Origin of the sequence: Methylorubrum suomiense (genome assembly GCF_022179765.1) — a bacterium.
In the GTDB taxonomy this organism is placed as follows: Bacteria; Pseudomonadota; Alphaproteobacteria; order Rhizobiales; family Beijerinckiaceae; genus Methylobacterium; species Methylobacterium suomiense.
Window position 1 is genome coordinate 59217 of sequence record NZ_BPRE01000003.1, and the last position, 11648, is coordinate 70864.

The window sequence follows — 11648 nt, forward strand, 5'->3', positions numbered from 1 at the left end:
TTTTGCGACGGGATCGCGCCGCCTTCCGGCCCTCGGAGGCGTCCCATACACCTGCTGACCGGCGAAGGAACCCGGTCGACCGCCCGTGACCCCGGCACGGATGGGCGCCGAACCGAAGAGGAGGGCGGGGACATCCGAGACGCGTCTTGCGAGACGGATCTTGCGAGAAGGGTTTGGACGCATGGCCGCAGCGCCGCCGCGCGGCGCGTTCAGGTCCAGCGCCACCCCTCGGCGTCGAGGACGAGGACGCTGCCCTGGCGGATGCCCATCCGCACCGCGGCACGGATGTCGAGATGGCCGAGGATGACGAGGAGCGCGCGGGCGACGCCGCCATGGGAGACCATCACGGTGGGGCGGCGCAGTTCGGCCACGACCTCCTCCACCCGGGCCTCGACCATGGCGTAGCTCTCGGCATTGTCGCCGCGCGGACGGTAGCCCCAGCGGTCGCGGTCGCGGGCGAGGGCCCCTGCGGGGTCGCGCCGCCGGATCTCGGCCCAGGTATGGCCCTCCCAGCTGCCGAAGCCGATCTCCCGCAGGCGCGGGTCGGTGCGGTAGCCCGTCGGCGGCAGGCCGATGCGGGCGCGCGCGGTCTCCATGGTCCGGCGGGTGCGCAGCAGCGGGCTCGCCACGTAGTCGGCGGTGGGCAACACCGCCCCGGCCACGCGCCGCAGCCGCTCCGCCGCCTCCCCGGCCTGCGCGAGGCCGTGGGCGTTGAGATCGATGTCGCGATGCCCCTGGAGCCGTCCTTCCGCATTCCAATCGGTCTGGCCGTGGCGCAGGAAGTAAATCGTCGGCGTCTCGCTCACGCCGCCCGGCTCCCGGCAGGCGGTCCCGCCAGACCGGGGCGGGAACGGCGGGGGCGACGCGTCTGTTTGGGGCTCAAAGCTTCCCCTCCCCGCGGGCCTCAGCCCCGCGATCGGCTCACGAGCGAGTGATCTTCGGCATGAGCAAGACGAACGGCAAGGACGCGGACGGCCCGGAGACGGGGAAAAACCGGGAAACAGCGTCGCAGGGTGACGCGGAGCACACGGGCAAGACGAAGGGCAAGAAGGCCGAGAACAGGGCGGAGAAGGCCGACGCGGAGACTCGGAAGGACGCGCGAAAGGCGCGCGCCGACCATCACCCGCCCTCCTCCGCCGCCTGGGCGCGGGCCGTGGATGCCGGGATGGGCGGCACCGCGCCGAGCCTGTCGCCGCATCTGCATCCGCGCCTGCCGCGGCCCGCCCCCGGCATCGTCACGGTGGAGCCCGGCACGCGCTTCTCCCTCGCCTCGGTCGATCCCGACGCCACCGGCGGCCTCGACAAGGCCGAGGCCAAGGTGGCGCTCGCCGGGGAGCACGCGCGGATCAAGGCGTGGCAGGAGAAGCTCTATGCCGAGCATCGCCGCTCGCTCCTCGTGGTGTTCCAGGCGATCGACACCGGCGGCAAGGACGGCACCATCCGCTCGGTGCTGGAGGGCGTGAACCCGCAAGGGTGCCGGGTCTGGTCGTTCAAGGTGCCGAGCGCGGAGGAACTCGATCAGGATTTCCTCTGGCGCTACCACGCCAAGGCGCCGGGCCGCGGCCTCATCGGCGTGTTCAACCGCAGCCATTATGAGGACGTTCTGGTGGTGCGGGTGAAGGGGCTCGTCCCCGAGGAGACGTGGCGCGAGCGCTACGGCCTGATCAACGATTTCGAGCGGCTGCTGACGCTCTCCGGCACGACGATCCTGAAGTTCTTCCTGCACATCTCCAAGGACGAGCAGAAGGAGCGCCTGGAGGCGCGCCTCGAAGACCCGGAGAAGCACTGGAAGTTCGACCCCGCCGACCTCGTCGAGCGGAAGAGCTGGGACGCCTACCGCACCGCCTTCGACGACGCGCTCTCGCGCTGCTCGACCCCCTACGCCCCCTGGCACGTGGTTCCGGCCAACCGCAAATGGGCCCGCAATCTCATGGTGGCCCGCACCATCGCCGACACCCTGGAGGCGATGGACCCGCGCTTTCCCCCGCCGCGGGAGGGACTCGAGGGCCTCAAGGTGCCGGATTGAGGCGCAGCGGTCACGGTCCGGGTCGTCCCGCGATCGTCGACGCAGCGGGCGGAGGAGGATCTGAACGCTCCCCCGCGCCGGTCAGCGGGCCATGCCCTGTGCCCGTAACGCGCTCCTCCCCTTGACGCGCGGCCGCAAAAAACCTCGTTCTGCGGCCATGTCCCGCTCGCCCTCCGCTCCCGGTCCGCTGGCCGGCCGTCGCATCCTGCTGATCGTCGGCGGCGGGATCGCCGCCTACAAGGCCCTCGACCTGATCCGGCGCCTGCGCGATCGGGGCGCCGCAGTGCGCCCGCTGCTCACCGAATCGGCGCAGGAATTCATCACGCCGCTGGCGGCGGCGTCGCTCGCGGGCGAGCGGGCGCATACCGACCTGTTCGACCGGGAGAGCGAGGCCGAGATCGGCCATATCCGCCTCGCCCGCGACGCCGACGCCGTCGTGGTGGCGCCGGCCACCGCCAACATGATGGCCCGGATGGCGACCGGCCACGCGCCGGATCTCGCCGCGACGGTACTGCTCGCCACCACCCTGCCGATCCTGATCGCGCCGGCCATGAACGTGCGGATGTGGCTGCACCCGGCGACGCAGCGCAATCTCGCAACCCTGAAGGGCGACGGCGTCGCGGTGGTCGGCCCGAACGAGGGCGCCATGGCCGAGGCGGAGTTCGGCCCCGGACGCTTGGCCGAGCCGCACGAGATCGCCGACGCGCTGGAGGCGATGCTGGTGCAACGCTCGGAGCCTCGCGACTTCGGGTTCCTGGCTGGCCGCGAAGTTCCGAAAAAACTGGCCGGGCGGCACGTGCTGGTCACCTCCGGGCCGACCCACGAGGCGATCGATCCGGTGCGCTACCTCGCCAACCGCTCCTCGGGCCGCCAGGGCCACGCGGTCGCCGCGGCCGCCGCGGCGGCGGGCGCGCGCGTCACGCTGGTCTCAGGGCCGGTGACCATCCCCGATCCGGCGGGCGTCGCGGTGGTGCGCGTCGAGAGCGCCCGCGCGATGCTGGCCGCCGTCGAGGCGGCGCTCCCGGCCGATCTCGCGGTCTTCGCCGCGGCGGTCGGCGACTGGCGTCCGGCGGAGACGCGGGATGCCAAGATCAAGAAGGACGGCCACGCGCCGGCCCCCCTCGCCCTCGTCGAGAATCCCGACATCCTCGCCACGATCTCGGCCCGCGCCGAGGGGCGCCCGCCCCTGGTGGTCGGCTTCGCCGCGGAGACCGATGCCGTCCTCGATAACGCACGCAAGAAGATCGCGCGGAAGGGCTGCGACCTGATCGTCGCCAACGACGTCTCGGCGGAGGGCGGCGTGATGGGCGGATCCGAGAACACCGTGCATCTCGTCGCCCGCGACGGCAGCGTCGAGACGTGGCCGAAGCTCGACAAGGAGGAGGTCGGCCGGCGCTTGGTGGCGCGCTTCGCCGCGTTGCTGGAGGCCCGAAGGGGCTAGGAAATCGTCCTGGATTTCGGATCCGGATCGGCGCCGAAGCTCGTGTCCTGCATCGGCTTTCCCCCAAGCCGGCATCCCTCTTTCGGGCCGATCGCTCGAGATCCGCGCTCGAGGCGGAGCATGGCCGGCCTCGAAGCGGCCGCGTGCCGCCGGCGCATCGCTGGTGAACCCGACCGGCCCGGTGATCCTGCGGGAATCCGCGAACCCGACCCCGGACGCCTGTGACAGGTCATCAATTGTTAAAGTCCGCCGGATCACATCTGCGCGATTTTTCGAGATCGCGGCTGCATGTTTTCCGACCATTGGATTCGCAAGGTCCTGATAGAGGACTTATTCGCCCGTCCCTGCGACCGCATCGCCGTCCGGCAGATCACCGAGCTGCGCGCTCAGATCGTCTCGCTCTACGCGCTGCTCTCGATCAACACCTGCGCGCTGTCCTTCACCCATATCGGCCTCGCGCCGGCCTGGCTCACCCTCGCCTTCCCGGCCCTGTTCGTGGCGCTGTCCGCGACCCGATTGGTCCAATGGTGGCGGCTGCAACCGGAGACCTTGTCCGGGCACGAAGCGCGACGGCACCTGCGCCTCACGGGCATCCTGGCCATCGCGCTGTCGGTCGTCTTCCTCGGCTGGTCGTTCGCCCTCAGCGTCCATGGAGGGCCCTACGAGCAGGGGCACATGGCGATCCTCGTCGCCATCACCGTGATCGGCTGCATGTTCTGCCTGACGCACCTGCCGATCGCCGCCCTCGGCGTCGCGCTGATCGTGACGGTCGCGTTCCCGGCCTATTGCCTGGTGTCCGGCAACGCGGTGTTCATCGCCATCGCCCTCAACACGACCTTCGTGACGGTCATCATGGGGCGCATTCTCGTCAACAACTTCCTCGCCTTCATCAAGCTCACGCGGTCGCAGCTCGAAGCGGAGCGGCTCGCCGAGGAGAATGCGCGCCTCGCCCTGACCGACAGCCTGACCGGGCTGCCCAACCGCCGCGCCTTCTTCCAGCAGGTCGAAGCCCTGACCGAGGAAACGGCGCCGAAGGCGGCCGAGGACGGCCTTCCGTTCGCCCTCGCGATCTTCGATCTCGACCGGTTCAAGCCGATCAACGACACCTACGGCCACAAGGCCGGCGACCGGGTCCTTCAGGAGACCGGGCGGCGGCTCGCCGCCTTCGCCGGGGCGGAGGTGGTGGTGGCGCGGCTCGGCGGCGACGAATTCGGCGCCCTCCTCCGCCGACCGGCGGAGGGCGGCGATCCGGCGGAGGTCTGCGCCCGGATCTGCGAGGCCCTCCGGGTCCCGATCCGGCTCGGGGAAGCGCTCGTCACGACGGGCTGCTCCGCCGGCCTCGCCCTGTTTCCCAGCGCCGGTCGCACGGCGGCGGAGCTGTTCGACCGGGCCGACTATGCCCTCTACCATTCGAAGCTTCATCGACGCGGCCACACGACGGTGTTCTCGCAGGAGCACGAGAGCGCCATCCGCACCGAGCGCACTATCGAGGACGCGCTCCACAGCCCCGATCTCGCCCAGCAGCTCGAAGTGCATGTCCAACCGATCCTTGATCTACGGACGAGCCGCGTCGTCATGGTCGAGGGATTGGCGCGCTGGACGCATCCGATCCTGGGCCGGGTGACGCCGGACCGCTTCATCGCCGCCGCCGAGCGCTGCGGCGCGATCCATCGGCTGACGGCGACCCTGCTGCGCAAGGCGCTGGCCGACGCCGCCCGCCTGCCACCGGAGATCGGCCTTTCCTTCAACCTCTCCGCGCACGACCTCGTCTCCCGCGAGACGGTCGCCGCCATCCTGGCGATCATGGGGGAGAGCGGGCTCGATCCGCGGCGCCTCACCCTGGAATTGACCGAGACGGCGCTGATGCGGGATTTCGAGCGCGCCCGCGAAGGCATCACGCTGCTGCGCGCGCTCGGCATCCGCATCGCGCTCGACGATTTCGGGACGGGCTATTCGAGCCTGAGCTACGTCCACCGCCTGCCGCTGGACCGGGTGAAGATCGACCGCAGCTTCATGGCCGACCTGCACTCGGCCCGCGGCGAGCGCATCGTCGCCACCATCCTGGATTTCTGCCGGAACCTCGACCTGTCCTGCGTCGTCGAGGGCGTCGAGACCGAGGAGCAACGGACGATCCTGCATCGTCTCGGCGGCCGCTTCCTGCAGGGCTACCTGATCGGCAAGCCCATGCGCATGACCGCCCTACTGGACAGCCTGGCGGTCATCGAGCGTGGCGCTGGCGGGGACGCATCCGAGCAGCGGCTGATCGCCTGATCCGGGACCCTCGCCCATTCCGCGAGCGGCGAGGCAATCTGCCGCCGACGGGTTGTCGCCCTCGATCCGGCGCCCAGTTCCGGCCCCTCACGAGACCGCGAGCGATGAGGAGCGACGCCATGGCCAAGGCCGACCGACACAGCATGGGTCCGGGAACGCAGGGCAAGGGTGATGGCAGCGGCGCCATGACCGAGCTGCCCGAGGGGGTGCTCGGCGAGAACCAGGTTCTGAGCAACCGCGACAAGTCCCGGCATTCGGACGAGCGCGGCCTCGACAGCCGCCACGTCCAGACCGAGCAATATCACGACCATGTCGGCGCCCGCCGGACGGACGAGGATTCCGACGCCGGGGCGGCCACCAATGCCAGCGGTCCGACCGGGCCGTCGACCAACAGCTCCGGGGAAGCGAGCAGCCTGCGCAAGCAGGGCGGCTGATCGGACAGGGAAGAGCGAGGGGGAAGCGAGGGCGGCGGTCAACCGCAGGCGCCTCCCCCGCATCCGCCGCCGCAGCTGCCGCCGCCTCCCCCGCAACCGACACCGGCGAAACCGCCATCGCCACCGCCGCCCGATCTCCGGCCATAGGCCTGGAGATGCGTGCCGGTCAGCGCCGCGCCACCGCCGAGGGCGAAGGCGAACAGCACTTCTTCGGAGCGCGGTGCCTCCGCCGCCCGCCGGAAACGGGAGCGGTATCGGTTGAGTGTGCCCTCGCCCCGCTCGGTGCGATCCGGCAATTGGGCGATCAGGAGCGCGCCGAGCGCGATCGTGACGAGGATCGCCAGGACGAGAGCCCCGATCGGCCGCCCGTGGGACGCCTCCGTCAGAGCCCCGGCGATCCCGAACAGGACCACCGGGCCGAGTACGAACAGGATGCTGCGCACCGTCCGTGCTCGGAGCGCGGCGGCGGGGACGAGGCCCCGCCGCTCCAGTTCGGCCCGCAGCGGCGGCAGCCTTTCCCGCACCGACCGATGCAGGGCGCCCTGCGAGACGTGGCCGTGAACGTGGCCCTGGACGAGACCCCGGAACGGGGCGAGAAAATCGGGCAGCGGGTCGCCGCCCGGCTCGACCCTGATCTCCGGTCCGGAGAGCAGGGTGCTCTTCGGGGTCAGGTGCGCCGCGCCGGCCTCGATCAGCCCGGCCACCACCGTCCGGACGGCCCGGCCCTCCCCGCCCGCGAGCCACGCGACCTCCAGGAGTTCGAGATCGTCGGGCGTGAGGCCGTCCTGCGTGTCGACGCGCAGGCGGTTGCCCAGGATGAGGGCCAGGATCAGGCCGCCGATCGCCAGGAACAGGTAGAGAGCGAGAAGATCCGGGCCCCGCCCATCGAGGGGATCGAGCGGAAGGGCTCGGGCCGGCTGCGCCGTGAGGGCACAGGCGTAGGGGAGCGCGACGGCGATTACTCCGCGGAAACGGCCGCGCAGGAAGCGCGGCCGCGGCAGAACGAACACGCGGTCTCCGTCGATCGCGCGATAGCGCGGCCGGTCGCGGAACCGCCCGCGGAAGCCGGGCCAGAACAGCGGATCGGGCGGGCCGAAATGGGCTTCGTAGAGGGCGAGCGTATCGGCATAATGCGCCCGGAAGCGCCGCCCCTCGACGGGACCGCCCGCGGTCGGGTCGTGGTGGAGCGGCACCCGCAGCACCGCCTTGCACCAGATCTCCCAGTAATCGCGCGAATAGGTCAGGTGCTGGTGCTAGACCGCGTCGATCTCCTCGCTCGGGGTCACCGGCGTATCGGAAAGTGCGGCCAGGAAGCAGAAGCGGCGATATTCCTCGATCGCGTCCCGGGCGAAGGGCAGGTCCCAGCCATGGTCGCGGGCGAGCCGGGCGGTGAAATCGAGGGCGTGGTCGCTCCGCTCGAAGGGATGGGCCGCGACCCGGTCCCACAGGGCCCGCTGCTCCGGGGTCCAGGCGATGCGCTCGATCTCCACCATCGGTGCCCTCAGGGATTGCCGATTCGCGATCGACACTATCACGGGATGCATCCCGACTCACAGCCTCGCTTGATGCGGGGACGCGATGGGCCAGCTTGATGGGTGGCTGGGCGGGGCGGGAGGCAGACATGACGGCGAACGGCGCGGGGCAAGGGGCAGGGCAAGGGGCAGGGCAAGGGGCAGGGCAAGGCTCAGGGCAGGAGCGAACCGGGCGCCTCGCACGCTTCCGGCCGGCTTCCGGGATGGAGACGCCGCGCTTCTCGGGATTGTCGAGCTTCATGCGGCTGCCGGTGCTCGCGCCCGAGGCGGCACCGGGCGCGATCGAGATCGGGCTGATCGGGATCCCGTTCGACGGCACCACCACGAACCGGCCCGGCGCCCGGCTGGGGCCGCGGGCGGTGCGCGAGGCCTCGACCGGCACACGGGCGCTCAACCACGCCACGGGGGTGGCGCCCTACGCCCTCGCGGCTTGCGCCGATCTCGGCGACGTGCCGGTCAATCCGGTCGATGTCGCCGAGACCGACCGGCGCATCGAGGCGTTTTTCCGGCCCCTCGCCGAGGCCGGCATCGTGCCGCTCTCGGTCGGCGGCGACCATTTCGTCAGCTTCCCGGTGCTGCGGGCGCTGGGCGCGCGCCGCCCGCTCGGGCTGATCCATATCGACGCCCACAGCGACACCGACGACAGCCAGTATGGCGGATCCCGGCTCACCCACGGCACGCCGTTCCGGCGGGCGGTGGAGGCGGGTGCCCTCGATCCGCGACGCTGCGTGCAGATCGGCATCCGCGGCAGCATGGACGCCGCCGACGAGCGCGACTGGGCGAAGATGCAGGGCATCCGCATCATCGAGATGGAGGAGGTCTGCGCCCGCGGCCTGCCGGAGGTGGCGGCGGAGATCCGCGCCGTGGTCGGCGGGGCGCCGACCTATCTGAGCTTCGACATCGACGCCCTCGATCCGGCCTTCGCGCCCGGCACCGGTACGCCGGAGATCGGCGGCTTCACCACGCGGGAGGCCCTGCACCTGCTGCGGGGCCTGCGCGGGGTCGACCTCGTCGGTGCCGATCTCGTCGAGGTCGCCCCCTCCCTCGATCCGACCGGCATCACCGCCCTGGCCGGCGCGGGCCTCCTGTTCGAGATCCTGTGCCTGCTGGCCGAGCGGGTCGGTGCGCGCGCCGCCGCGGGCGAGGTCGCCTGATCCGTTCTCAGGCGCGCAGCCGCTCCGCCTCGATCACGGCTTCCGGAAGGGTCTCGGAGGCCTGGCGCGAGGCGACGCTGCAGCGGCCCTTGCCCAGCGACTTGGCCCGGTAGAGCGCGGAATCGGCCGCGCGCATCAGGGCGGCGAGACCGGTCCCGTGATCGGGCGCCAGGGCGATACCGACGCTGAGGCCGACCGCGAGGGACTGGCCCTCCGGCCCGATCGGGTGAGGCGTGGAGATGCGGGCGATCAGCCGCCCGCCGAGATCGATCAAGCCCCCCCGCCCCTGCCCGGAGCAGAGCACCACGAATTCGTCCCCACCGATCCGCGCCGGGATCGCGCCGGGGCCGGCCTCGTCGGCGATGCGCTCGGCCACGCTCTGGAGCAGGCGGTCGCCGACGGCGTGGCCATAGGTGTCGTTGATCGCCTTGAAGCCGTCGAGATCGAGATAGAGCAGGCCGGAGGCCGCGCTGCGCTCGAACGCCGCCGTCAGCCCGGCCCGGTTGGTCAGGCCGGTCAGCCCGTCGTGGAGGGCGAGATCGGCATTCTCCCGCTCGGCCCGCATGGTGGCGACGAGGAGCGCGTTCAGACGGTAGGCCGCCCGGGTCATGGCCAGGAGATAGCAGGGGATCTGCACGAAGGTGACGGCCAGCAGCGGCTCGCCCGCCACCGCCGCTCCGAGGCAGCAGGGCCCGAGCGTCAGCGCGATCATCACGGCGGTCAGCCGCGGGGCGGAGAAGTTGCGGAAGCAGGTGCCGCCCACCATCCCCGCCGAGGACAGGCAGGCGAGCGTCGCCGCCACCCAATCCCCCGAGACGAGGGTGACGAAGGTGCCGTAGCCGAGGCTGCCCGCCCAGGCGACGGCGAGGAGCAGGTTGAGATCGGTCGGCGTCGGGCGCCCCGCCCGCGCGGCGCGGTCGGCGACGATCAGCACCACGAGCCGGCTCAGGCAGATCGCCACCTCCAGCACCAGCCAAGCCAGGATCTGCGGCTGCGGCAGGCGGGCGGCGATCACTGCGGCGACCAGGATCGTGTTGGCGACGCCGCCCGCGAAGATCGGCAGCGTTCCGTAGAGATTGGCGATCAGGGCGATCCGGATCGGCTCGGGCACGTCGCGGCCCGGCTCGGCGAGCCAGCGCGCGAGCCGCGTTCGCGGCGGTGAATAGAGTCTCGCGGTGTCGCGCATGCGGGCCCGGACGGTCACGGCTCGGGCTTCCCGGCTTCGAACCGGTCCCTGCGGCAAGTCTAGGTCCGGTTTCGTTACGAAACGGTATTTACAGACAATCCCGCACCGAATTGGCTTCAACTGCGAAAAAACGGCGAATATTTTTGAAAAATTCCAAGCAATGCATGCGCCGAAGGGCGCCCCGGCCCAACCGACGCGCCGTGCGGATGTGCGGATATCAGCACGGATCGATCTGCCGCGCCGGTTGACCGGTTTCGACTCCGGCAGCGCGCGCGACGACGGGACGGTAGGCCCGCAGCAGGTCGGGATCGAGCTGGCCGGCCTGCGCCTCCATCACCGCGAAGGCCTCGGCATGGGTCATCGGTGCGCGGTAGACCCGCCGCTCGGTCAGGGCCGAGTGCACGTCGCAGATCGCCACGAGCCGCACGAGATCGCCGATCCGCGCCGCGGTCAGACCCTCGGGATAGCCCGAGCCGTCGAGGCGCTCGTGATGATAGCGCACCACGTCGAGGATCTCGGGACCGAACGCGGCCTCCCGGGCGAGCAGGTCGGCGCCGAGGGCCGCGTGGGCGCGCATGATCCGCATCTCGTCCGGGGTCAGGGCACCGGGCTTGTTGAGGATGGCCAGCGGGATCAGGGCCTTGCCGACATCGTGCAGCAGGGCGGCCCGGGCGAGGCGGCGCCGATCGGCGTAGGAGAAGCCGAGTTGGCCCGCGAAGGCGGCGGCGAAGCCCGCCACGCTCAGGGAATGCTGGTAGACTTGGATGTCATGCCGCCAGACGAGGTCGAGCCAAGCGCGGATGCCGATCTCGGACACGGTATCGAGCACGATCGTGGTGCCCGCCTCCACTTCCTCCACGCTCGGGGGCCGGCCTGCGGCGGCGTTGTCGAACAGGCGCGTGACGAGGCGGGTGGCGGCGCCGACCCGGGCCTGCGGCGCGGTCGCTCCCGGACTTCGCTCCGACGGTCCGGCCTCGCGAGAGGGGGGCGCCCCCTGCGTCGCCTCGACCAAGCGCCGCAGGGTCGGGACGATCCCGGCCGAGCCGTGCGGATCGATCACCACGGGGGCGCCGAACAGCCGTGACGCCGCCGCGTCCTGAGCGGTGTTGCCGCGGGCGAGATAGAGGCAGGGAATGGCCCGCGCGCGGATCAGCCCCGCCAGCCGCTCGATCCAGATGCCACCATCGGCTTCCGCCCGGTCGGCGGCGATGTCGATGACGAAGGCGACCGGCTGCCCGGTGGGCAGAGGGGCGTTGGGCTCGATCACCCGGCAGGGCAGGACCAAGTCGATGCCGTGCGCCAGCCGTTCCGCCCGCTCCCGACGATCGGAAACGAGACAGACGAAACGGTTCTGGGAGCGGTCCTTCATGGGGCATCCGTCGGCCGTAAGCCTCCCGACTCGGACGCGGCCTCGCCCCGATTACAACAAATGCGTTGCGAAAAGCTTGGCGATTTTCGCGGCCGCGCCCCAAGACATCTTTTCGAATCGTTCGAAGATATCAGAAGTTCACTGCACCGATACAACCTTCGCGTTTAATATCTCTACGATCGCAGGCGAGCCCAGGTCCGGAACGCGGGAATGCTTCCGGGACGATGCCGCGACG

10 protein-coding genes are annotated in these 11648 nt (G+C 71.1%); 5 read left to right on the forward strand and 5 right to left on the reverse strand.

Annotation, left to right across the window (positions count from 1 at the left end; all coding sequences use genetic code 11):
- Nucleotides 1-209: 209 nt before the first annotated feature.
- Entirely contained in the window at nt 210-806 is a 597-nt protein-coding gene (locus tag MFF26_RS05690) for a histidine phosphatase family protein (RefSeq protein ID WP_137830916.1), read from the reverse strand.
- Between the two features lie 137 nt (nt 807-943).
- Here MFF26_RS05690 and MFF26_RS05695 point away from each other — a divergent pair, with 137 nt between their 5' ends.
- The 4 genes from MFF26_RS05695 (at nt 944) to MFF26_RS05710 (ending at nt 6172) form a co-directional block, all read left to right on the forward strand.
- Entirely contained in the window at nt 944-2026 is a 1083-nt protein-coding gene (locus tag MFF26_RS05695) for a polyphosphate kinase 2 family protein (protein WP_137830915.1), read from the forward strand.
- Between the two features lie 157 nt (nt 2027-2183).
- Complete coding sequence (gene coaBC, locus MFF26_RS05700; RefSeq protein ID WP_137830914.1) at nt 2184-3467, forward strand: bifunctional phosphopantothenoylcysteine decarboxylase/phosphopantothenate--cysteine ligase CoaBC; 1284 nt, start codon at nt 2184-2186, stop codon at nt 3465-3467.
- Nucleotides 3468-3755: 288 nt separating this feature from the next.
- Nucleotides 3756-5738, forward strand: coding sequence for a putative bifunctional diguanylate cyclase/phosphodiesterase (locus tag MFF26_RS05705; protein ID WP_137830913.1), 1983 nt, complete (start codon nt 3756-3758; stop codon nt 5736-5738).
- Nucleotides 5739-5857: 119 nt separating this feature from the next.
- A complete protein-coding gene (locus tag MFF26_RS05710; protein ID WP_137830912.1) occupies nt 5858-6172 on the forward strand; it encodes a hypothetical protein in 315 nt (104 codons plus the stop codon).
- 38 nt (nt 6173-6210) lie between these two features.
- Here MFF26_RS05710 and MFF26_RS05715 read toward each other — a convergent pair whose 3' ends face one another.
- Nucleotides 6211-7374 carry a TIGR04222 domain-containing membrane protein gene (locus MFF26_RS05715; RefSeq protein WP_281405180.1) on the reverse strand — a complete coding sequence of 388 codons (1164 nt, stop codon included), beginning with the start codon at nt 7372-7374 and terminating at the stop codon, nt 6211-6213.
- Nucleotides 7375-7425: 51 nt separating this feature from the next.
- Complete coding sequence (locus MFF26_RS05720) at nt 7426-7707, reverse strand: glycine-rich domain-containing protein (protein WP_238307730.1); 282 nt, start codon at nt 7705-7707, stop codon at nt 7426-7428.
- A gap of 200 nt (nt 7708-7907) precedes the next feature.
- On the opposite strand from MFF26_RS05720, the gene speB reads away from it, so the two are divergent.
- A complete protein-coding gene (gene speB / locus MFF26_RS05725) occupies nt 7908-8858 on the forward strand; it encodes an agmatinase (RefSeq protein ID WP_238307731.1) in 951 nt (316 codons plus the stop codon).
- A gap of 7 nt (nt 8859-8865) precedes the next feature.
- On the opposite strand, the gene MFF26_RS05730 is transcribed toward speB, so the two are convergent.
- Nucleotides 8866-10062 (reverse strand): GGDEF domain-containing protein, encoded by a 1197-nt coding sequence (locus tag MFF26_RS05730; RefSeq protein ID WP_238307732.1) that lies wholly within the window; start codon nt 10060-10062, stop codon nt 8866-8868.
- A gap of 199 nt (nt 10063-10261) precedes the next feature.
- A complete protein-coding gene (locus tag MFF26_RS05735; protein ID WP_137830910.1) occupies nt 10262-11413 on the reverse strand; it encodes an HD-GYP domain-containing protein in 1152 nt (383 codons plus the stop codon).
- Nucleotides 11414-11648: the final 235 nt, after the last annotated feature.

Coding starts and splice junctions, on each gene's coding strand:
- MFF26_RS05695 (WP_137830915.1), top strand. CDS start 944: ATGAGCAAGACGAACGGCAAGGACGCGGACGGCCCGGAGACGGGGAAA.
- coaBC (WP_137830914.1), top strand. CDS start 2,184: ATGTCCCGCTCGCCCTCCGCTCCCGGTCCGCTGGCCGGCCGTCGCATC.
- MFF26_RS05705 (WP_137830913.1), top strand. CDS start 3,756: ATGTTTTCCGACCATTGGATTCGCAAGGTCCTGATAGAGGACTTATTC.
- MFF26_RS05710 (WP_137830912.1), top strand. CDS start 5,858: ATGGCCAAGGCCGACCGACACAGCATGGGTCCGGGAACGCAGGGCAAG.
- speB (WP_238307731.1), top strand. CDS start 7,908: ATGGAGACGCCGCGCTTCTCGGGATTGTCGAGCTTCATGCGGCTGCCG.
- MFF26_RS05735 (WP_137830910.1), bottom strand. CDS start 11,413: ATGAAGGACCGCTCCCAGAACCGTTTCGTCTGTCTCGTTTCCGATCGT.